The 21,593-nt window shown below is 66.9% G+C and carries 20 protein-coding genes and 1 riboswitch; of the genes, 14 read left to right on the top strand and 6 right to left on the bottom strand.

The window, feature by feature from the left end:
* Positions 1–244 precede the first annotated feature (244 nt).
* The 5 genes from yajC to FWJ24_RS07575 are packed head-to-tail and all read left to right on the top strand — an operon-like array spanning position 245 to position 4,499.
* Entirely contained in the window at positions 245–520 is a 276-nt protein-coding gene (yajC, locus tag FWJ24_RS07595) for a preprotein translocase subunit YajC (protein WP_150287323.1), read from the top strand.
* A 60-nt stretch (positions 521–580) separates the two neighbouring features.
* The gene (gene secD / locus FWJ24_RS07590; protein WP_150287199.1) at positions 581–2,179 is read left to right on the top strand and encodes a protein translocase subunit SecD; all 1,599 of its coding nucleotides are present in this window, start codon (positions 581–583) and stop codon (positions 2,177–2,179) included.
* 22 nt (positions 2,180–2,201) lie between these two features.
* Positions 2,202–3,131 carry a protein translocase subunit SecF gene (gene secF, locus FWJ24_RS07585; protein WP_150287198.1) on the top strand — a complete coding sequence of 310 codons (930 nt, stop codon included), beginning with the start codon at positions 2,202–2,204 and terminating at the stop codon, positions 3,129–3,131.
* A gap of 24 nt (positions 3,132–3,155) precedes the next feature.
* A complete protein-coding gene (locus tag FWJ24_RS07580; protein WP_150287197.1) occupies positions 3,156–3,527 on the top strand; it encodes an Mth938-like domain-containing protein in 372 nt (123 codons plus the stop codon).
* Between the two features lie 60 nt (positions 3,528–3,587).
* Positions 3,588–4,499 carry a phytoene/squalene synthase family protein gene (locus tag FWJ24_RS07575; RefSeq protein ID WP_150287196.1) on the top strand — a complete coding sequence of 304 codons (912 nt, stop codon included), beginning with the start codon at positions 3,588–3,590 and terminating at the stop codon, positions 4,497–4,499.
* A 2-nt stretch (positions 4,500–4,501) separates the two neighbouring features.
* Here FWJ24_RS07575 and trmFO read toward each other — a convergent pair whose 3' ends face one another.
* The 4 genes from trmFO to FWJ24_RS07555 all read right to left on the bottom strand — a co-directional run bounded on the left by trmFO (position 4,502) and on the right by FWJ24_RS07555 (position 9,855).
* On the bottom strand, positions 4,502–5,938 hold the full coding sequence (gene trmFO / locus FWJ24_RS07570) for a methylenetetrahydrofolate--tRNA-(uracil(54)-C(5))-methyltransferase (FADH(2)-oxidizing) TrmFO (protein ID WP_150287195.1): 1,437 nt from the start codon (positions 5,936–5,938) through the stop codon (positions 4,502–4,504).
* A gap of 132 nt (positions 5,939–6,070) precedes the next feature.
* Positions 6,071–6,226, bottom strand: coding sequence for a DUF1127 domain-containing protein (locus tag FWJ24_RS07565; RefSeq protein ID WP_150287194.1), 156 nt, complete (start codon positions 6,224–6,226; stop codon positions 6,071–6,073).
* A gap of 247 nt (positions 6,227–6,473) precedes the next feature.
* The gene (gene uvrA / locus FWJ24_RS07560) at positions 6,474–9,437 is read right to left on the bottom strand and encodes an excinuclease ABC subunit UvrA (protein WP_246155607.1); all 2,964 of its coding nucleotides are present in this window, start codon (positions 9,435–9,437) and stop codon (positions 6,474–6,476) included.
* A 127-nt stretch (positions 9,438–9,564) separates the two neighbouring features.
* On the bottom strand, positions 9,565–9,855 hold the full coding sequence (locus FWJ24_RS07555; RefSeq protein ID WP_206110810.1) for a hypothetical protein: 291 nt from the start codon (positions 9,853–9,855) through the stop codon (positions 9,565–9,567).
* 310 nt (positions 9,856–10,165) lie between these two features.
* Here FWJ24_RS07555 and ssb point away from each other — a divergent pair, with 310 nt between their 5' ends.
* The gene (ssb, locus tag FWJ24_RS07550) at positions 10,166–10,684 is read left to right on the top strand and encodes a single-stranded DNA-binding protein (RefSeq protein ID WP_150287192.1); all 519 of its coding nucleotides are present in this window, start codon (positions 10,166–10,168) and stop codon (positions 10,682–10,684) included.
* A 71-nt stretch (positions 10,685–10,755) separates the two neighbouring features.
* Here ssb and FWJ24_RS07545 read toward each other — a convergent pair whose 3' ends face one another.
* Positions 10,756–11,697: a sulfurtransferase gene (locus FWJ24_RS07545; RefSeq protein WP_150287191.1), complete on the bottom strand. Its 942-nt coding sequence runs from the start codon at positions 11,695–11,697 to the stop codon at positions 10,756–10,758.
* 138 nt (positions 11,698–11,835) lie between these two features.
* On the opposite strand from FWJ24_RS07545, the gene FWJ24_RS07540 reads away from it, so the two are divergent.
* Complete coding sequence (locus FWJ24_RS07540) at positions 11,836–12,330, top strand: Lrp/AsnC family transcriptional regulator (RefSeq protein WP_150287190.1); 495 nt, start codon at positions 11,836–11,838, stop codon at positions 12,328–12,330.
* A gap of 26 nt (positions 12,331–12,356) precedes the next feature.
* On the opposite strand, the gene FWJ24_RS07535 is transcribed toward FWJ24_RS07540, so the two are convergent.
* The gene (locus FWJ24_RS07535; protein WP_150287189.1) at positions 12,357–12,992 is read right to left on the bottom strand and encodes a MarC family protein; all 636 of its coding nucleotides are present in this window, start codon (positions 12,990–12,992) and stop codon (positions 12,357–12,359) included.
* Between the two features lie 145 nt (positions 12,993–13,137).
* On the opposite strand from FWJ24_RS07535, the gene FWJ24_RS07530 reads away from it, so the two are divergent.
* The 7 genes from FWJ24_RS07530 to FWJ24_RS07505 all read left to right on the top strand — a co-directional run bounded on the left by FWJ24_RS07530 (position 13,138) and on the right by FWJ24_RS07505 (position 21,591).
* Positions 13,138–14,220, top strand: coding sequence for an HD-GYP domain-containing protein (locus tag FWJ24_RS07530; protein ID WP_166443622.1), 1,083 nt, complete (start codon positions 13,138–13,140; stop codon positions 14,218–14,220).
* A gap of 131 nt (positions 14,221–14,351) precedes the next feature.
* On the top strand, positions 14,352–17,099 hold the full coding sequence (gene gyrA / locus FWJ24_RS07525; RefSeq protein ID WP_150287187.1) for a DNA gyrase subunit A: 2,748 nt from the start codon (positions 14,352–14,354) through the stop codon (positions 17,097–17,099).
* Between the two features lie 65 nt (positions 17,100–17,164).
* A complete protein-coding gene (locus FWJ24_RS07520; RefSeq protein WP_150287186.1) occupies positions 17,165–17,665 on the top strand; it encodes a CHAP domain-containing protein in 501 nt (166 codons plus the stop codon).
* Between the two features lie 38 nt (positions 17,666–17,703).
* Positions 17,704–17,810: riboswitch (TPP riboswitch) on the top strand.
* The gene (locus FWJ24_RS14595) at positions 17,779–17,955 is read left to right on the top strand and encodes a hypothetical protein (RefSeq protein ID WP_166443621.1); all 177 of its coding nucleotides are present in this window, start codon (positions 17,779–17,781) and stop codon (positions 17,953–17,955) included. Its footprint overlaps the riboswitch before it by 32 nt.
* Entirely contained in the window at positions 17,952–19,826 is a 1,875-nt protein-coding gene (gene thiC, locus FWJ24_RS07515) for a phosphomethylpyrimidine synthase ThiC (protein ID WP_150287185.1), read from the top strand. Before FWJ24_RS14595 ends, thiC begins: the two co-directional genes overlap by 4 nt.
* Positions 19,827–19,939: 113 nt before the next feature.
* The gene (gene panC / locus FWJ24_RS07510; protein ID WP_150287184.1) at positions 19,940–20,809 is read left to right on the top strand and encodes a pantoate--beta-alanine ligase; all 870 of its coding nucleotides are present in this window, start codon (positions 19,940–19,942) and stop codon (positions 20,807–20,809) included.
* Between the two features lie 182 nt (positions 20,810–20,991).
* On the top strand, positions 20,992–21,591 hold the full coding sequence (locus tag FWJ24_RS07505; RefSeq protein WP_150287183.1) for a GNAT family N-acetyltransferase: 600 nt from the start codon (positions 20,992–20,994) through the stop codon (positions 21,589–21,591).
* The last annotated feature ends 2 nt before the right edge of the window (positions 21,592–21,593 follow it).

Below are 21,593 nucleotides of genomic sequence, written 5' to 3'. Positions count from 1 at the left end.
AACCGGATGGCGCGGGGCGGGGCTTACATCCTATATGCACGCCATCCGCGATCCTGGCCAGCCGGATCGGCGCCGCCGCGCGCGCCGGTGCCCCCTGTCAAGGAACGTTTGCGTTTTGCCGCCCCGTCACTATATTCCGCGCCGGATTCACCGGGGCGCGCAGGCGGCCCCACGGTTCTGGAGCATTCCCCACGTGATCACACCCGCTTTCGCCCAAGCCGCCGGTGCGCCCGGCGCGAACGACATGTTCATGCAGCTCCTGCCGTTCGTGTTCGTGCTGATCATCATGTATTTCCTGCTGATCCGGCCGCAGCAGAAGCGCGCCAAGGCGCATCAGGAAATGGTCAAGAATCTCCGGCGCGGCGATACGGTGGTCATGAATTCCGGCATGATCGGCAAAATCACCAAGGTGATCGACGATGCCGAGATCGAGGTCGAGATCGCCGACAATGTCCGCGCCCGCTTCGTGCGCGGCATGGTCGCGGAAGTGCGCAACAAGTCCGAGCCGGTGCAATCGTAAGGCGCGGCGCCGCCGGCGCCGGAGAGAAAGGGAAGCGCGCCGGCTCCGGTGCGTGAGGGCATGTTCAGGCAATCGACCTTCAAGACCGTCCTGATCGCGCTGACGCTGTTCCTCGGCGTCTACGCGATCCTGCCGACGCTGCTGGGCCTGGAGCGGATTCGGCAGGCGACGGCGTTCCTGCCCGCCTTCCTCGTGCCGAAGGGGGCGATCAAGCTCGGTCTCGATCTCCAGGGCGGCGTCCATGTCATGCTGGAGGTCGACCGCGCCGGCCTTGCGCGCGATCTCGTCCGGCAATTGCAGGAGGATGTGCGCCGGGTGCTGCGCGCGGAGCGCGTCGCCCCCACCGGCGGCATCGTCGCGCAGGCGCGCGGCGTCTCGCTGCGCATCGCCGACGCCGCGGGGCGCGCCCGGATCCTGCCGAAGCTTCAGGAGCTTGCGGTGCCCGTCACCAGCGCGGTGCTCGGCAATACCGGCCAGCGTAGCCTCGAGGTCGTCGACATGGGCGACGGGCTGATCCAGCTCGCGATCACCGATGCCGAACTCAACGAGCGCATCCGTCGTGCGGTGGACCAGTCGATCGAGATCTTCCGCAAGCGCATCGATCCCGAAGGCGTCAAGGAGCCGGCGATCCAGCGCCAGGGGCTCGATCGCATCGTCGTTCAGGTGCCGGGCGCGCGCGATTCCAAGGAGATCACCGACGTTCTCCAGCCCGGCAAGCTCGAATTCCGCATGGTCGCGGAGCCGGGCGCCAACCCCGCCGAGATCGAGACGCTCCAGAATGTCGACGAGGGCGGCGGTACGGTGGCGGTCGAGCGCCGGGTGCTCGTCCATGGCGAGGACCTGACCTCGGCGGAGCCGGGCTTCGACCAGCGATCCGGCGAGCCGATCGTCAATTTCCGTTTCAATGTCCGCGGCGCGCAGGCCTTCGCCAAGGCGACGACCGAGAATGTCGGCAAACCCTTCGCCATCATTCTCGACAACAAGGTGATCTCGGCACCGCGCATCATCACGCCGATCACGCAGGGGCAGGGGCAGATTTCCGGCCGCTTCACGGTCGAGCGCGCGAACCAGCTCGCAGTGCTGCTGCGCTCGGGGGCGCTGCCGGCCTCGTTCACGCTTGTCGAGGAGCGGACGGTCGGCGCCGGGCTCGGCGCGGATTCGATCGCGGCGGCCTCGCTTGCCTCCGGCGTCTCGGCGGTGGTGATTGCCGCCTTCACCGTTGCGACCTATGGAGTGCTCGGGCTGATCGCGCTCGCCGCGCTGCTCGCCAACCTGATCCTGATCTTCGCCGCCATGGCGCTGATCGGCTCGACGCTGACGCTGCCGGGCATCGCCGGAATCGTGCTGACCATGGCGATGGCGGTCGATTCCAACGTGCTGATCTACGAGCGAATCCGCGAGGAGCAGGCGGCCGGCCGCTCCGCGATCTCGGCGCTCGATACCGGCTTCACCCGCGCGCTGGCGACGATCCTCGATGCGAACATCACCACCTTCCTCGCCGGCGCCATCCTTTATCTCGTCGGCACGGGGCCGGTGCGCGGCTTCGCGGTCACGCTGTGCATCGGCATCATCACCACGATCTTCACCGCCTTCACGCTGACGCGGATCATCGTCGCGGCCTGGTATCGCTGGTTCCGCCCCAAGGTCGTGCCGATCTAAGGCCGAGAAAGCGCTGCACCCCATGAAACTGCTCCGAATCGTCCCGGACAACACCAAATTCGGCTTCATGCGGTTCCGCCGCGTGAGCTTCCCGTTCTCGGCGCTCGCCTCGATCGTCGCGGTCGTGGCCTTTCTCGCGCTCGGCATGAATGTCGGCATCGATTTCAAGGGCGGCACCGTCGTCGAGTTGCAGTCCAAGGCCGAGCGGGCGGATATCGCCAGGATCCGCGCGACGGCCGGCACGCTCGATCTCGGCGATGTCGAGGTGCAGGAATTCGGCGGCCCGCGGGACGTTCTGTTGCGGATCGGCCTTCAGCCGGGCGGGGACCGGGCGCAGGCCGAGGTCGTGGCCCGGCTCCGGCAGGTCTTCGCGGCGGATTACGAGTTCCGCAAGGTCGAGGTCGTGGGGCCGCGCGTCTCGCAGGAACTGGTGCAGAACGGCACGATCGGCGTGCTCCTCGCGATCCTCGTCATCCTCGTCTATCTGTGGTTCCGCTACGAATGGCAATTCGCCGTCGGGGCGGTGATCGCGACCATGCACGATCTGGTTCTGACAGTCGGGTTCTACGCGCTCACGCAATTGCAGTTCGACCAGACATCGATCGCCGCGATTCTCACCATCATCGGCTATTCGCTCAACGATACCGTCGTCGTCTATGACCGCGTCCGCGAATTGCTGCGCAAATACAAGAAGCTGCCGATGTCTGACCTGCTCGATCTCGCGATGAACTCGACGCTGACCCGCACGGTGATCACGGCCGTGACGACGATCCTGGCGCTGATCGTGCTCGCGATCTTCGGTGGCGAGGTCATCCGCGGCTTCTGCCTCGCGATGCTGTTCGGCGTGCTGATCGGCACGTATTCGTCGATCTTCATCGCCGCGCCGATCCTGATCTATCTCGGGGTCAAGGTTGGCGATGGTGTCGGCGTGGCGCAACCGGCGAAGGCGTGAGTGGCGCAAGGCGGGGAGAGGCGGATGGCACAGGGTTTCGTTCCGGGCGGGCACATGATCGATTCCTACGGCAATGGCGGGTTCCGCTTTGCCGGCATGTCGCATCAGGGCTCCGTCATCGCCATGCCGACCGGCATCCAGGTCTGGGCCGTGCGCGATCCGGCGCGGATCGATGTCGCCTCGCTGACGCCGGTGATCGTCGAGATGGGACGGGTCGACCTCCTGATCGTCGGCACGGGCGACAAGGCGCTGCCGGCGGATGCGCCCTTCGCGCGGGCGCTGCGCGAACTCGGCCTTCAGGTCGACGTGATGGATACGCCCTCCGCCGCACGCACCTACAACGTGCTGTTCTCGGAGGGGCGGCGCGTCGCCGCGGCGTTGATCGCGGTCGGCTGAGGCCGCGGCGCTTTTCTTCAGCCCTGAACGCTCCATATCCGCGACAGGGGGAAGCGCGCGATGACGGCCCGGCCAACCGGATGCGAGAAGGGTTCCGTGACCGATCCGCGCGATGCGGGGGCCGGCCTCGACACTGCCTTCGCGGCCTGCGCGGCGGCGTTGCGCGCCGGCGATCCCGACCGTTACGTGGCCTGCCTCTTCGCGCCGGCGGCGGCGCGCGGGCCGCTCTTTGCGCTCTATGCCTTCTCGCTGGAAATCGCCTCGATCCGTGATCGCATCTCGGAGCCGATGCCGGGCGAGATCCGCCATCAATGGTGGCGCGAGGTGCTCTCCTGCGGCGCGGCGCGCGATCCCGGCGATCATCCGGTCGCGCGGGCGCTGCGTCATCTGCTCAGGCGCTACCGGCTGCCGCCGGAGCCGTTCCTGGCGCTGATCGAGGCGCGCGGCTTCGATCTCTACGACGATCCGATGCCGACCTGGCTCGATCTCGAAGGCTATTGCGGCGAGACCTCCTCGGCGCTGATCCGCCTCGCCACCCTGATCCTCGCCGGAGGCGAGGAGCCGGGCTCGGCCGATCTCTGCGGCCATGCCGGCGTGGCCTATGCGATCACCGGCCTGTTGCGCGCCTTTCCGATCCATGCCCGGCGCGGCCAGTGCTATGTGCCGCACGAGGCGCTGATCGCCTGCGGTGTCTCGCTGGAGGAGATCCATGCCGGCCGCGATTCGGAGGGGCTGCGCGCGGCGCTGGCCGCCATGCGCGGGCGGGCGCGCGATCACCTCGCGGAGCTGCGCCGGCGCGAGCATGAACTCGCGCCGGCGGTCCGCCCGGCCTTCCTGCCGCTCAGCCTGGTCGAGCCCTATCTCGCCCGGATGGAGGCACCGGATTACCGGCCCTTCGAGACCAGCATCGCGATCAGCCCGCTGGCGCGGCTTTTCCATATCGGGCGCAACGCCATCCGCGCCCGACGCTGAACCTATTCCGCCGCCGTGTTCCCGACCGTCACGGCGCAGCCATGTTCCGCCATCCAGCCCGCCAGGGCCGCCTTGGCGCGGGCGGTGATCATCCGCTTCTTCGCGACGGCCTTCTCCTTGCCGCGCAGGCGCTTGCCGTTCTCGTCGCGCGGGGCGGCGTCGAGCGGCGGGAACAGGCCGAAATTGACGTTCATCGGCTGGTAGGAACGCGGCCCGTTATCGATCGTCGCGATATGCCCGCCGGTGATGTGGTTGACGAGCGCGCCGAGCGCGGTCTCGGGCGGGGGCGGGGCGAGCGGATGGCCGAGCCGCTCGGCGGCGGCGAGCCGGCCGGCGACAAGACCCGTCGCCGCGCTTTCCACATAGCCCTCGCAGCCGGTGATCTGGCCCGCGAAGCGCAGGCGCGGCATCGCCTTCAGTCGCAGCTGCGCATCCAGCAATTCGGGCGCATTGAGATAGGTGTTGCGGTGGATGCCGCCGAGTCGGGCGAATTCCGCCTGTTCAAGGCCGGGGATCATGCGGAAGATCGCCGCCTGCGCGCCGTATTTGAGCTTCGTCTGGAAGCCGACCATGTTGAACAGCGTGCCGAGCCTGTTGTCCTGCCGGAGCTGGACGATGGCATAGGGCTTCACATCCGGCGCATGCGGATTGGTGAGGCCGACCGGCTTCATCGGCCCGTGGCGCAGGGTTTCGGGGCCGCGTTCGGCCATGATCTCGATCGGCAGGCAGCCATCGAAATAGGGCGTGCCCTCCCATTCGCGGAACTCGGTCTTCTCCCCGGCGAGGATCGCCGCGACAAAGGCCTCGTATTGCGCCCTGTCGAGCGGGCAATTGATGTAATCGGCGCCGGTGCCGCCGGGGCCGGCCTTGTCGTAGCGCGACTGGAACCAGGCCTTGCTCATGTCGATCGTCTCGAAATGGACGATCGGCGCGATGGCATCGAAGAAGGCGAGGCTGTCGGCGCCCGTCAGGTTCCGGATCGCCTCGGCCAGCGCCGGCGAGGTGAGGGGACCGGTGGCGATGATGACGCTGTCCCATTCGGCCGGCGGGATCGCCGTCACCTCGCCGCGGGCGATCGTCACCAGCGGATGCGCGGCGAGCCGCGCCGTGATCTCGGCGGAGAAGGCATCGCGATCGACCGCGAGTGCCGAGCCGGCCGGAACCTGGTTGCCATCGGCCGCCGCCATCACCAGCGAACCGAGCGTGCGCATCTCGTGATGGATCAGCCCGACGGCGTTGAGGTCCGAATCGTCGGAGCGGAAGGAATTCGAACAGACCAGTTCGGCGAGGCCCTCGGTGCGGTGGGCATCGGTCATGCGCAGCGGGCGCATCTCGTGCAGCACCACCGGCACGCCGGCGCCGGCGATCTGCCATGCGGCTTCGGAGCCGGCGAGCCCGCCGCCGATGACATGGATGGGGGAAGGATCTGCTGTCGTCATAACCGGGATGTAGCGCAGAGCCGGCGAAAGACGAAGCCCTCCCTCGCCCGGGTAGCGGGCCGGGTTCTTTCACTAAAAAAAAAGGGCCCGCCGAAGCGGGCCCATGCGCACGTAAAGGCCGGGAGAGAGCCGTTACGCGTTGGCGACGCGGCGCGCGGCCTCGCCGATCGAGCCCCGGTTGAGGCCGATATCGGCGAGTTCACGGTCGGTCAGCCGGGAGAGAATCTCGACATTGCGGCGATAGCGAAGCCAGGCCTGCAGGCGGGCGAGGAGCTGGGTGAGGATCATGGGTCGTCTCCGAATGGAAATCCGATGCCCGGGAACGGCATCAGCCCGATGGCGATGCTGTCTGTTCCCTGAGCGATGCTGTTTATGTGCAGTGCAAAAAAGGCAAAGTTTGGGCAGGGCTTGTGTGCTAAAAGTCATCTGCCATGCGCTAAGCGCATACCCATTTCATAAAATTTTAGCATTCGAACCTGACCTGCGCCGCTGCGCTCGGCGGCGGCATGTTCCGACGATGCCGGCGATGCGCCGCTCAGCCGGCCGGGAAGGGGCGGCGCGCCAGGATTTCGGCGAGGAAGCGCCCGGTATGGCTCTCGGGGGTTGCCGCGATTGTCTCCGGCGTGCCTGAAGCGACGATCCGGCCGCCGCCATCGCCGCCCTCGGGGCCGAGATCGATCACCCAGTCGGCGGTCTTGATCACTTCGAGATTGTGCTCGATCACCACCACCGTATTGCCCTGCTCGACCAGTTCGTGCAGCACTTCCAGCAGCTTGGCGACATCGTGGAAATGGAGCCCCGTCGTCGGCTCGTCGAGGATGTAGAGCGTGCGGCCGGTGGCGCGGCGCGAGAGTTCCTTGGAGAGCTTGACGCGCTGCGCCTCGCCGCCGGACAGCGTCGTGGCCTGCTGGCCGACCTTGACATAGCCGAGCCCGACGCGGGCCAGCGTCTCCATCTTGTCGCGGATCGCGGGCACGGCCTTGAACAATTCGGCCGCCTCCTCGACCGACATGTCGAGCACATCGGCGATCGAATGATCGCGGAATTTCACCTCCAGCGTCTCGCGGTCATAGCGCTTGCCCTTGCAGACATCGCAGGTGACATAGACATCGGGCAGGAAATGCATCTCGATCTTGACGACGCCGTCGCCCTGGCAGGCCTCGCAGCGCCCGCCCTTGACGTTGAAGGAGAAGCGCCCCGGCTGGTAGCCGCGTGCCTTGGCCTCGGGCAGGTTCGCGAACCAGTCGCGGATCGGGGTGAAGGCGCCGGTATAGGTCGCCGGGTTCGAGCGCGGCGTGCGGCCGATCGGCGATTGGTCGATGTCGATCACCTTGTCGAGCATCTCCAGCCCCTCGATGCGCGCGAAGGGCGCGGGATGCTCCATCGCGCCGTTGAGGCGGCGCGCGGCGGCCTTGAACAGCGTCTCGATGACGAGGGTCGACTTGCCGCCGCCGGAAACGCCGGTGACGCAGGTGAAGAGCCCGAGCGGGATCTCGCAGGTGATGTCCTTGAGGTTGTTGCCGCGCGCGCCGATCACCCGCAGCATCCTGGCCTTCTGCGGCTGGCGGCGCTTGCGCGGCACCGCAACCATCCGCCGGCCGGTGAGGTAATCCCCGGTCAGCGAGTTCGGGTCGGCCATCACCTCGTCCGGCGTGCCCTGGGCGACGATCTCGCCGCCATGGATGCCGGCGCCGGGGCCGATATCGACGACGTAATCCGCCTCGCGGATCGCATCCTCGTCATGCTCGACGACGATGACCGAATTGCCGAGATCGCGCAGCCGCTTCAGCGTGCCGAGCAGGCGGGCATTGTCGCGCTGGTGCAGGCCGATCGAAGGCTCGTCGAGCACATAGAGCACGCCGGTCAGCCCGGAGCCGATCTGCGAGGCGAGGCGGATGCGCTGGCTCTCGCCGCCCGAGAGCGAGCCCGAGCCGCGCGACAGCGTCAGATAGTCGAGCCCGACATCGTTGAGAAAGCGCAGCCGGTCGCGGATTTCCTTCAGGATCCGCCCGGCGATCTCGTTCTGCTTCGGCGTCAGCCGGTCGGGCAGCGCCTCATACCAGGCGGCGGCCTCCTTCACCGAGAGCGCGGCGATCTCGCCGATATGCCGGCCGGCGATCCGGACCGCCAGCGCCTCGGGCTTGAGGCGATGGCCGCCGCAATCCGAGCACGGCGTTTCGGCCATGTAGCGGCCGATTTCCTCGCGTGACCAGTCGCTTTCCGTCTCCTTGTAGCGCCGTTCGAGATTGGTGATGATGCCTTCGAACGGCTTGCGGACCTCGTAGGCGCGCAGACCGTCATTATAGGCGAAGCGCACCGGCTCCTGGCCGGAGCCGTAGAGCATCACCAGTTTGGCGCTGTCCGGCAGGTCCTTCCAGGGCGTCGTCATCGCGAAGCCGTAATGCGCGGCGAGCGCCTCGAGCGTCTGGCCGTAATAGGGCGAGGAGGATTTCGCCCAGGGCGCGATGGCGCCCTTCTTCAGCGACAGGGACGGATCCGGCACGATGAGATCGGCATCGATCCGCATTTCGTGGCCGATGCCGCCGCAGGTCGGGCAGGCGCCGAACGGGTTGTTGAAGGAGAACAGGCGCGGCTCGATCTCGGGAATCGTGAAACCCGAGACCGGGCAGGCAAATTTCGACGAGAAGGTGATGCGCTTCGGCTGGCCGGCCTCGTCCCGCTCGTCGGCGAGTTCGAGGATCGCGATGCCGTCCGCGAGGTCGAGCGCGGCCTCGAAGCCTTCCGCCAGCCGTGCGCTGGCATCGGCGCGCACCGCGATCCGGTCGATTACCAGATCGATATCGTGCTTGAGCTTCTTGTCGAGAACGGGCGTCTCGGCGAGTTCGTAAAACTGCCCGTCGATCTTGGCGCGCTGGTAGCCCTTCTTGAGGAATTCGGCGAGTTCCTTGCGATATTCGCCCTTGCGGCCGCGGATCACCGGCGCCAGCAGGTAGGCGCGGGTCTTCTCCGGCAGCGCCAGCACGCGGTCGACCATCTGGGACACGGTCTGGCTCTCGATCGGCAGGCCGGTCGCCGGTGAATAGGGCACGCCGACCCGCGCCCAGAGCAGGCGCATGTAATCGTAGATCTCGGTGACGGTGCCGACCGTGGAGCGCGGATTGCGCGAGGTGGTTTTCTGCTCGATCGAGATCGCCGGCGAGAGCCCGTCGATCTGGTCGACATCGGGCTTCTGCATCATTTCGAGGAATTGCCGCGCATAGGCCGAAAGGCTCTCGACATAGCGGCGCTGGCCCTCGGCGTAGATCGTGTCGAAGGCGAGGCTCGACTTGCCGGAACCGGAAAGCCCCGTGAATACGACCAGCCGGTCGCGCGGGATCGTCAGATCGACATTCTTGAGGTTGTGCTCGCGCGCGCCGCGGATCGCGATCACCCTCTGGCCGGAGAAACGCAGCGCGGCCGCGTCGAACAGGCTTTCGACCGAGGCAGCCTCGGCAAGCGCCGCCTTGCGGGCCGCGCCGGACGAACGGGCCGATTTCATCGTGGACATGGCCTACCGGAAGCGCAAGATTTTCTGCTCTCCATGTAGGGCGCGCGCGCAACGGCTTCAATCGCATCCAGACCGGCCCCCACCGCCTCCTGTCAGGTTCCGTCAGGAGCCGGGCGCGTCACGAGGAGCCCATCGGTGCCCAGAAGCAGGCCGGCTTCTTGTGCAGCCGGATCAGGGGACCGGTGCCGTCCTGCCGGCGGCAGACATGGAAATTTCCGTCCGGCGAGGCGCGCGCCTCGCCATGGGCGACGATCGTGCCGTCCGGAAGGCTCCAGCCGCCGGGAATGGCACGGACATCCTGCACCGAGACAGGAAAGCAATCGCGATCGGAACAGCATTCATACGGATACCAGGAATGCGCGAGCGCGGCGCCGGGCAGGGCGAAGACGAGGACGGCGAAGTGTTTCATGGCACTCCTCCATGGAGTGGATCTCGGAAGCGGAACAAAACTTCACGCGCAGCGCGGAAAGACGCGCCGTGGGAGACGGTGTTCGTGCAATTCGGAAGGTCGTGGCGGCCGGGCCGGGCCTGGTCCTCGGACAGGGCACACCGCCATTGCAGCATGGTGCGTGATTATGGGTTAACAAAGGGTAACGGGGATAAGCCGGTTTTTCCGGCGATTGTGGACAAGCCGGGAGGTGGCTGTCGTCCGGGCGCGCGGCGGCCTAAGGTGTGTGCCCAGACAGGAAAGCGGAAGCGGAAGCGGAAGGGTGCGTGCGATGGCGGGGAGCGTCAACAAGGTCATTCTGGTCGGCAATCTCGGGCGCGACCCCGAGACGCGGCGGCTTTCGAATGGCGACCCGGTCGTCAATCTCCGGATCGCGACCTCGGAAAGCTGGCGCGACAAGAGCAGCGGCGAGCGGCGCGAGAAGACGGAATGGCATTCGGTCGTGATCTTCAACGAGAACCTCGCCAAGGTTGCCGAGCAATATCTGCGCAAAGGCTCCAAGGTCTATGTCGAGGGGCAGCTCCAGACCCGCGAATGGCAGGACAAGGACGGCCAGAAGCGCTATTCGACCGAGATCGTTCTCCAGCGCTTCCGGGGTGAGCTGACCATCCTCGACAGCCGCGATGGCGGCGGGGGCGGCCGCGAGATCGAGGACCAGGGCGGGGGCTTCGGCGGCGGTGCCCCGCGCGGCGGCGGTGAGCGCGGCTATGGCGGCGACCGGGGCGGAAGCGATCATCGCGGCGCGGGCGGCGGGCGCGCGGCCGATCTCGACGACGATATCCCGTTCTGAGCGCCGGATGCGCTATTCCGGCTCTCCGGAACAGGCGAAGGATATGCGGATGGCGGGGCCGGGCGATCCGCTCAGGAGCCGCTGCCGGGGCGGCGTCCGGTGACCGGAGCCTGGTTCTCGAGCGTGTATTCGAGCATCGAGCCGTCATAGAGACGGATATTGTCGCGGCCGAGCACTTCCGAGAGCACGAACCAATCCGTCGCCGCCCAATGGCCGGTATTGCAATAGGCGATCGTCGGGCCATCGGCGGCGGCGAAATTGCGCGCAAGGCTCGCGGCGTCGAGCAGCTTGTTGTCCGGCCCCAGCGCGCGCGTATGCGGGATCGAGACCGCGCCGGGGATATGGCCGAACCCCTTGACGGCACGATGCTTCTCGAGCCCGGTATAGAAGCTCTCCGGGCGGCTGTCGACGAGCGTCACGCCCTGGTTCCCCGCCGCCAGCACGTCCTGGAGCGAGGCGCGCAAAGCCGGCACCGGCTTCGCCTCGTAGAGGCTCGGCTGCGGGCTGACGGGATCCGAAGAAAGCGGCTGCCCGGCAAGCCGCCAGGCGCGATGTCCGCCGTCCAGGATGGCGATCGAGGCATGCCCCATCGCCTTGAAGGTCCAGTAGACGCGGGCCGCCGCGCCGAAGCTCGACGCATCCTCGCCCTCATGCACGACGACGACGTCGCTGTCGTTGCCGATGCCGAGTTCGCCGGCCAATGCCTCGAATTGCGTCGGTTCGGGCAGATAGACCGAGATCTTCTCGCGCGGCAGGCGCCAGCTCGCATGCGCGTAATCGGCATGGACGGCGCCGGGCACATGACCGGCGCGGTAGAGCGCCGCGCCCTTCTCGCGCGTCTCGCCCGAGCGGATATCGAGCACGACGAGGTTCCCGGCGCCGAGCCGTGCGGCGAGTTCGGGCACGCCGATCACGCCGCGCAGGGGCGAGGCGCCGGCGGCACCGGTCGCCAGCAGGCCGGCCGCGATGATCGCGGCGGCGAAGACGGCATGGAACGGGATGAGGGCGGGCATCGACGCCTCCAAGATGTGGATATCGTGAAAATAGAAAATTCTTCTTCCAAAGACAAACGTTCGGGATTAAAAGGAAATAATATTCTGCAATTTCATGAGCCCTCGGAACCGTAGCCCATCAACCCGCCGCAGGCCCAAATGGATTCCTTCGACCGTGCCATCCTCTCGCTGATCCAGGCCGATGTCTCGCTGCCGCTGAACGAGATCGCCGGCCGGGTCGGGCTTTCGCCGACGCCGTGCTGGAACCGCATCCGCAAGATGGAGGAGGCGGGGATCATCGCGCAGCGCGTCGCGGTGCTCGACGCCGCGCGGCTCGGGCTCGGCGTGACGATTTTCGTCTCGATCGAGACGGCGGACCATTCCGAGGAATGGCTCGCCCGCTTCGCCGATACGGTGCGGGCGATGCCGGAGGTCGTCGATGTCTACCGCATGTCCGGCGATGTCGATTACATGATGCGCGTCGTCGTGCCCGGCATCGATGCCTATGACGATTTCTACCGCCGCCTCATCAAGGCGGTGCCGCTCAAGAACGTGACCTCGCGCTTCGCCATGGAGAAGATCAAGGCGACGACGGCGCTGCCGCTCGAGAATTCGCCCGTGTTCAAGGCGCGCAAGAAGACCCTGAAAACCTGACCGGTGCCGAGGCTCCGCCGCGCCGCTCAGAGCATGGCGCGGACGCCGTCGATGACGAATTGCACCGCCAGGGCCGCGAGGATCACCCCGAGTAGCCGCGTCAGCACGAGGTTTCCGGTGATCCCGAGCAGTTTGGAGAGCCGCTCGGCGGCCAGGAACACCAGCAGGCAGGCGAGCGAGACCAGCGCGATGACGCCGACCAGCGCGGCGAGCCGCACCGGCTCGCCGCGCGCCGAGCCGGCGATCAGCATCGTCGCGGTGATGGTTCCCGGCCCCGCCATCAGCGGGATCGCGAGCGGGAAGGCGGCGACATTGCGGATGTGATCCTCGTCGATCGCCGTGCGCGCGACCCCGGATTTGCGCCGGTTGCGCAATTCGAACACCATCTCGAACGCGATCCAGAACAGCAGCAGCCCGCCGGCGATGCGGAAGGCCGGCAGGCCGATGCCGAGCGCGCCGAGTACCGGCTGGCCGAAAAACGCGAAGCCGAGCATGATGCCTCCGGCGATGAGCGTGGCCCGGAACGCCACCGAGCGCCGCGCTTCCGGCGCCATGCCGAGCGTGAGGCTGAGGAAGATCGGCGCGAGGCCGGGCGGATCCACCGTCACCATCAGCGTGGTGAGGGCGGCGAGGAAGAAATCGAGGAGTGGCGCGGCGATCATGGCGGCATCCTAGCAGGCTCCGCCGCCCGCGCATCGCAAATTCCCGAAAGCTGCAATTGCTCGAAAACGCAATCTGTAATTTTAGCAAGATTTCATGAGTCTCGCGCAAAGATTACCGGACACTGCGCTTTTGGGGCTCCCGCATTTGAGTGCCGGTTCCGGAATCCTGCTCGTTCATGACGGCGCCACGCCGCGTGCCGATATTCTCGGCGCGCTGCTGGCGCGCTACACGGTGCTGGCGCGACGGCTGAAGGATGTGGTGGAAGTCAAGGGGCACGAGCATCCGCTCGCCGTCGTTGATGTCCGGATCCGGCGCGAGGCCGATTCCGTGCAATTGCGCGAGGCGATGGGCCGGCTCGCCAACCGCGCCGTGCGCCGCCTGTTCATCACCGAGCAATCGAACCGCGGCGCCACCGCCGAGGCCGAGGCCTTCGGTGCCGAGGCCGTGGTCTCGCGCCCGTTCAGCGCCGAGACGCTCTATCCTTCGGTCGATCGGCTGATCCGCGCCGCGATCGAGGAGCGATCCGCGGGCGGCGCGGCGCAGCGTGAGGGGCTCAACGCGGGGATCGACGCGATCGAGCGGATCCTGCAATTCGCCGCGACCGGCCATCAGCTCACGCAGGAGGAGCTCTACGGCCAGGGCGACAAGGTGGTCGGGACGCTGGCCGAGACCGGACTTGCGGATTGGATCGCGGCCGTGAAGCGGCATCATTCCCAGACCTTCCGCCACAGCCTGCTGGTGACGGGCGTGGCGGTGGGGTTCGGCCAGATGCTCGGCTTCGGCCATGCCGACCAGCGGCGGCTGGCGCTCGGCGGGTTGCTGCACGATATCGGCAAGGCGCGGATCCCGCTCGACATCCTCGAGAAGCCCGGCGCGCTCGACGAAAACGAGCTCGCGATCATGCGCAGCCATGCCGCCCATGGCCGCGACATCATGCGCGAGAAGGGCGGGTTCAGCCCCGAGATGATCGATGTCGTCGCCCAGCACCACGAATTGCTCGACGGATCCGGCTATCCGGACGGGCTTTGCGGCGACAGGATCAGCGATCTCGTCCGCACGATCACGGTCGCGGATATCTTCTCGGCGCTGATCGAGGAGCGGGCCTACAAGACGCGGCTGTCATCCGCCCATGCCTATGACATCATGGTGGGGATGAAGGGCAAGCTCGACCCGACCCTGCTCGGCGCCTTCGCCCATATCGCGCTCAGGACCTCGCTCGCCGCCTGACTTATCCCCATGGCCGGTTCGCGCTTCGCCGCGGAATCGCCTAGAAGGTCCGGCAGGCTGCCGCCCGCACGAGAGGTGCGCGACGCGCCAAGCATAGCGCCAGGTATCTCGCAGACATCATAGGGTTCTCCTTGTCCGACGATCAGAACGACGAAAAACCCGCCGGCCCCGCGGACGACGGCTCGGATATCCGTCCGATCTCGATCACCGACGAGATGAAGCGGAGCTATCTCGATTACGCGATGAGCGTGATCGTCAGCCGCGCGCTGCCGGATGTCCGCGACGGGTTCAAGCCGGTGCATCGGCGCATCCTCTGGGCGATGCACGAGAACAATTACACGCCGGACCGGAAATATGTGAAATCCGCCAATATCGTCGGCGCGGTGATGGGTCAGTATCACCCCCATGGCGACCAGGCGATCTATGACGCGCTGGTGCGCATGGCCCAGCCCTTTTCGATGGGGCTGATGCTGGTCGACGGCCAAGGCAATTTCGGTTCGGTCGATGGCGATCCGCCGGCGGCGATGCGCTACACCGAGAGCCGGCTCGCGAAGGCGGCGATCCCGCTTCTCGACGATATCGACGAGGACACGGTCGATTTCCAGTCGAATTACGACGATTCGCGCGAGGAGCCGGTGGTGCTTCCGGCGCGCTACCCGAATGTGCTCGTCAACGGCGCCGGCGGCATCGCCGTCGGCATGGCGACCAATATCCCGCCGCATAATCTCGGCGAGGTCGTCGATGCCTGCACCGCCTATCTCGACAATCCGGCGATCGAGATCGACGAACTCATGCAGATCGTGCCGGGGCCGGATTTCCCGACCGGGGCGATGATCCTCGGCCGGGGCGGCATCCGCTCGGCCTATCACACCGGGCGCGGCTCCATCATCCTGCGCTCGAAGGCGGTGATCGAGGAGATCCGCAAGGATCGCGAGGCGATCATCATCACCGAAATCCCCTATCAGGTGAACAAGGCGTCGCTGATCGAGCGCATCGCCGAACTCGTGCGCGAGAAGAAGATCGAGGGCATCGCCGATCTGCGCGACGAGAGCGACCGCCACGGCATGCGGATCGTGATCGAGCTCAAGCGCGACGCGGTCGGCGACATCGTTCTCAACCAGCTCTATCGCCACACGGCGCTGCAATCCTCGTTCGGCGCCAACATGGTGGCGCTCAATGGCGGGCGGCCGGAGACGCTGAACCTCCGGGATTTCATCGCCGCCTTCGTCGATTTCCGCGAGGAGGTGGTGTCGCGGCGGACGAAGTTCCGCCTCAACAAGGCGCGCGACCGGGCGCATGTCCTCGTGGGCCTCGGCATTGCCGTCGCCAATATCGACGAGGTGATCCATCTGATCCGCACCGCGCCGGACCCCAATTCCGCCCGCGAGGCGCTGATGGCGCGCGACTGGCCGGCCCGCGACATGGCGCCGCTGCTGCTGCTCATCGACGATCCGCGCCACCGCATGGGCGAGGGCGAGACCTACCGGCTCTCCGAGGAGCAGGCGCGGGCGATCCTCGATCTGCGCCTCCAGCGGCTCACCGCGCTCGGCCGCGACGAGATCGGCGACGAACTCAAGACCATCGCCGACGAGATCCGCGATTATCTCGACATTCTCGCCTCGCGCGCCCGTGTGCAGGCGATCGTCAAGGAGGAACTCGCGGCGGTGAAGGCGGCCTTCGCCATGCCGCGCCGCACCGAGATCGTCGAGGCGGATTCGGATTTCGAGGACGAAGACCTCATCGCCCGCGAGGACATGGTCGTCACCTGCTCGCATGCCGGCTACATCAAGCGCGTGCCGCTCTCGACCTACCGGGCGCAGAAGCGCGGCGGCAAGGGCCGCTCCGGCATGCAGACGCGCGACGAGGATTTCGTCTCGCGCCTGTTCGTCGCCTCCACGCATACGCCCATCCTGTTCTTCTCCTCCAAGGGCAAGGTCTACAAGGAGAAGGTCTGGCGGCTGCCGATCGCGGCGCCTAACGCGCGCGGCAAGGCGCTTGTCAACATGCTGCCGCTCGAAGCCGACGAGCGCATCACCACCATCATGCCGCTGCCAGAGGACGAGGCCGCCTGGGATGCGCTCGACGTGATGTTCGCGACCGAGACCGGCAATGTGCGCCGGAACAAGCTCTCCGATTTCGTGCAGGTGAACCGCAACGGCAAGATCGCGATGAAGCTCGACGAGGGCGACCATATCGTCGATGTCGCGACCTGCTCCGAGGCCGACGACGTGCTGCTGACCACCGCGCTCGGGCAATGCATCCGCTTCGCGGTCGACGAGGTGCGCGTGTTCAAGGGCCGCGATTCGACCGGCGTGCGCGGCATCAATCTCGCAAGCGGCGACAAGGTGATCGGCATGTCGATCCTGCGGCATGTCGCCGCCAGCGCCGACGAGCGGGCCGCCTATCTCAAGATGCGGCGGGCCATGAACGGTGATCTGGCCGGCGGCGAGGCCGGGCCGGAGGAGGGCGCCGAGCCGGAGGAGGGCGTCGAGGGCGCCTCGATTTCCCCGGAGCGCTATATCGAGATGAGCGCCGCCGAGCAGTTCGTGCTCACCATCTCGCAGAACGGCTACGGCAAGCGGACCTCATCCTACGAATACCGCATTACCGGGCGCGGCGGCAAAGGCATCGTCGCCATGGCGGTGAATGCGCGCAACGGCAACCTGATCTCCTCCTTCCCTGTGGAGGAGAGCGACCAGATCATGCTCGTGACCGATGGCGGGCAATTGATCCGCTGCCCGGTCGACGGCATCCGCATCGCCGGGCGCGGCACGCAGGGTGTGATCGTGATGAATCTCTCGGATGGGGAGCGCGTCGTCTCGGTGGAGCGCGTGACCGAGCCGGAGGGGGAGGATGGCGGGGAGGGGGGCGCCTCGTAAACAATCAGGGGCTGTGGCCTCCCGTTGTTTCGTGCTCCTCTTCCGGAGAGACAAGGAGGGGCATCATGGACGCGAGCACCCTTCTGTCGCGCGCCCGCTCCGCGCTCGGAAAGAGGACACGCTATCAAAGCCCCGGGGTCACGCCGCCCCTGCAGGCGGCGACCTGGCCGGAGAGCGGCGCGCGATGCGATTGCTCGGGCTTCTTGGCCTGGTGCCTCAGGATTTCGCGCAGGGTCGATCATCCGAAATATGTGGCCGTCAATGGCGGCTGGTTCGAGACCACGGGCATCCACGCCGATGTCAACAACAGCTGGGGCTTCTTCGAGAAGCTGGCCCAGCCGCAGCCCGGCAGTTTCCTCGTCTATCCGGATCAGAACGGGCATGACGGGCATATCGGCCTCGTCTCCGAGGTGAAGCCCGGCAGCGGCATCGACGGCGTCGCCAAGGTCATCCATTGCTCGCTGGGTGGCTGGAATCAGCATGGCGATGCCATCCGCGAGACCGATGCCGCCATCTGGCGCGCCCGCCCGGATTCCCTGATCGGGTGGTATGCCGGAATCCTCTGATCCACCGGTTGCATCGCAGGCGCCTTGCCGCTAGCCTCTTGCAATCCGAGGGGCGCCCGGTGAGGGCTGAGATCGGGGAGACCCCCGAGCACCCTTTGAACCTGATCCGGGTCATGCCGGCGAAGGGACGGGTCGGGCGTATAGTTCGCCGCTTTTCCTTTCCGGTTTGGCTCAACTTCGGCTTGGGGATTCGCGCGCGCGAAAACCGGCTGCTGATGTTGTCGAAGGCCGAATGGCCGCCGGGTGGCCAGCCCGGAACCGCCGCGCAAGCGGCAAGGAAGAAGAAATGAACAAGCCCGTCCCGCCGAAGAATGTCCAGCCAGCGCCGGAAACCGTGACGACCGGGCCGATCATCGGCTCGCGCAAGGTCTATGCGAGCCCGGCATCGCATCCCGAGATGCGGGTGCCGTTCCGCGAGGTGGCGCTGACCGACCCGCTCGAGCCGCCGGTGCGCATCTATGATCCCTCCGGCCCCTATACCGAGACCGATGCCCGCATCGATCTCGCCGCCGGTCTCTCGCCGGTCCGCGAGGCCTGGATCGTCGCGCGCGGGTTCGAGGCGGTCGAAGGGCGCCCGGTCAGGCCCGAGGATAACGGCAATGTTTCCGCCGATAGGCTGGTGCCGGCATGCCCGGCGAACCGCGTAATCCGCGCCGGCAGGTCGGGGCAGATGGTGACGCAGCTCGAATTCGCCCGCGCCGGCCTCATCACCGAGGAGATGGTCTATGTCGCGCATCGCGAGAACCTCGCGCGCGAGGCGGCGCTCGCGGGTGCGCGCGAGCGGATGGCGGATGGCGAGAGCTTCGGCGCCTCGGTGCCCGAATTCGTGACGCCGGAATTCGTGCGCGCGGAGATCGCGCGCGGTCGGGCGATCATCCCCGCCAATATCAACCATACCGAACTCGAGCCGATGGCGATCGGCCGCAATTTCCTCGTCAAGATCAACGCCAATATCGGCAATTCGGCGGTGACATCCGGCGCCGCGGAGGAGGTGGAGAAGCTCGTCTGGGCGATCCGCTGGGGCGCGGATACGGTGATGGACCTCTCGACCGGGCGCAACATCCACAATATCCGCTCCTGGATCATGCGCAATTCGCCGGTGCCCATCGGCACGGTGCCGATCTACCAGGCGCTCGAAAAGGTCGATGGCGACCCCACGAAGCTCGATTGGGCGGTGTTCAAGGATACCCTGATCGAGCAGGCGGAGCAGGGGGTCGATTATTTCACCATCCATGCCGGCGTGCGCCTGGCTTATGTGCCGCTGACGGCGGAGCGCGTCACCGGCATCGTTTCCCGTGGCGGCTCGATCATGGCGCGCTGGTGCCTCGCGCATCACAAGGAGAGCTTCCTCTACGAGCGCTTCGACGAGATCTGCGACATCATGCGCCGCTATGATGTCTCGTTCTCGCTCGGCGACGGGCTGCGCCCCGGCTCGATCGCCGATGCCAATGACCGCGCGCAATTCGCCGAACTCGAAACGCTCGGCGAACTCACCAAGATCGCCTGGGACAAGGGCTGCCAGGTGATGATCGAGGGGCCCGGCCATGTGCCGATGCACAAGATCAAGGAGAACATGGACAAGCAGCTGCGCGCATGCGGCGAGGCGCCGTTCTACACGCTCGGGCCGCTGACGACCGATATCGCGCCGGGCTATGACCACATCACCTCCGGGATCGGCGCGGCGATGATCGGCTGGTTCGGCTGTGCGATGCTCTGCTACGTGACGCCCAAGGAGCATCTCGGCCTGCCGAACCGCGATGACGTGAAGCAGGGCGTCATCACCTACAAGATCGCCGCGCATGCGGCGGATCTCGCCAAGGGCCATCCGGCGGCGAAGATCCGCGACGATGCGCTTTCCCGGGCCCGCTTCTCCTTCCGCTGGGAGGACCAGTTCAATCTTGCGCTCGATCCCGATACCGCGCGCGCCTATCACGACGAGACGCTGCCGAAGGAGGCGCACAAGGTCGCGCATTTCTGCTCGATGTGCGGGCCGAAATTCTGCTCGATGAAGATCACGCAGGATCTGCGCGAGGAGGCCAGGAGGCTCAATTCCGGCATCGAGGGCATGGAGGCGGCGGCGGGCGTGCGGGAATCCGGCATGGCGGAGAAGGCCGAGGAATTCCGCAAGCTCGGCAGCCAGCTCTACGTGCAGCAGGGCTGAGCGCGGGCCGCCGACAGGGATGAGACAAAAGCGGGTGGATTGTCCGAACGCATACTGGCACTGTGCCGCGCGATCGGGCAAGGAGAGCAGAGGCGGGGAGGAGGCCAGCGGCCATGACTGATGCGGCGCCGGAGCCGGTTGTTCTCGAAACGGTCGCCGCGCTGCGCGCATGGCGGGCGGCGCGGCGGGCGGCGGGGCATCGCGTCGGGCTGGTGCCGACCATGGGGGCGCTGCATGCCGGCCATCTCAGCCTTGTCACGGGGCTCGCACCCGAGACCGAGGCGGTGGTGGTTTCGATCTTCGTCAATCCGACTCAATTCGCGCCGCATGAGGATTTTACAAAATATCCCAGAACTTTCGATCGCGATCTTGAATTGTTGCGTGAGGTCGGCGCGGCGGCGGTGTTCGCGCCCACGGTCGCGGAGATGTATCCGGACGGGTTCGCGACCAGCATCACCCTCGACGGGCCGGCCAGGGTCGGGCTGGAGGATGCCTTCCGGCCGACGCATTTCGCCGGGGTCGCGACCGTGGTGGCGAAGCTGCTGCTGCAATGCCTGCCGGAGCGGGCGATCTTCGGCGAGAAGGATTACCAGCAGCTCGCCGTGATCCGGCGCATGGCGCGCGATCTCGATATTCCCGTCACGATCCTCGGCGGGCCGACGATCCGCGAGGCGGACGGGCTCGCGATGTCGAGCCGCAATGTCTATCTTTCGCCCTCCGAACGCGAGACGGCGCCGGTTCTCCACCAGGTTCTCCAGGCCGCGGCAGCGGCGGTGCGGACCGGCACCAGCATCGCGCTGGCCGAGGGCGCGGCCCTGCGTGAACTCTCCGATCACGGTTTCCTCGTCGATTATGTCGCGATACGCGACGCGGCGAGCCTCGCCGTTCCCGCGCCCGATGCGCGTCCGGAAACGCTGCGCGTGCTTGTCGCCGCGCGGCTCGGCCAAACGCGGCTGATCGACAACATCGCCGTGGTCGGCTGAGCGTCGAGCGGTTGCGCGCCGCCCGTCCCCGGCATGTCCGGGCCGGGCGGGTCGGACATGGCGCGGCTTGCCCTCGGTGTCCGGCATTTCGAGATGATTGCTGGCGGATCGCCGGAGCCGATCGCCCGCCTGACGACCGGGGCGGGGCCGGCGCCGCCCCCGAGATCGACCTGGATCGCGCCATGACAGCCCCGGACAGCACCGAACCGCTCTGCATCGCGCCCGGCCCGCCGCCCCATTTCCACGAGGCGGCGGCGCGGCTCTATGTCGCGGCCTTCCTGCCGATGGTCACGCCGATCTACGGGTCGGAGGCGCGCGCGATCGCCTTTCTGGCCGAGGGGCTCTGCGACGATCGTGCCTTCATCGCGACGCGCGGGGGGCGGCTGCTCGGCATCGCCGGGTTCAAGCTCGAGGGAAGGGGGGTCTTTCACCGTCCGCTCGGTGATTTCCTCGCCAGCTATGGCTGGACATCGCCGTTCCGGCTGGCGCTGGCCATGCTCCTCGATCGCCCCGAGACTCCAGGGGAATTGCTGATGGACGGCATCGCGGTCGCGCCGGAGGCTCGCGGGCAGGGGATCGGCACGCGGCTGCTGGCGGCGATCTGCGATCATGCCCGCATGCTCGGGCGGGAGGCGGTGCGACTCGACGTGATCGACACCAATCCCGAGGCCCGCCGGCTCTATCTGCGCGAGGGGTTCGTTCCCGGAGAGACGATCGATCTCGGTCCCTTGCGCTGGATCCTGCCGTTCCGTCAGGTGACCACGATGCGCAAGCGGGTTTGAGG

The sequence above is a fragment of the Rhabdaerophilum calidifontis genome, assembly GCF_008641065.1.
Taxonomy (GTDB): domain Bacteria; phylum Pseudomonadota; class Alphaproteobacteria; order Rhizobiales; family Beijerinckiaceae; genus Rhabdaerophilum; species Rhabdaerophilum calidifontis.
This window is presented reverse-complemented; position numbering and strand designations above follow the sequence as displayed.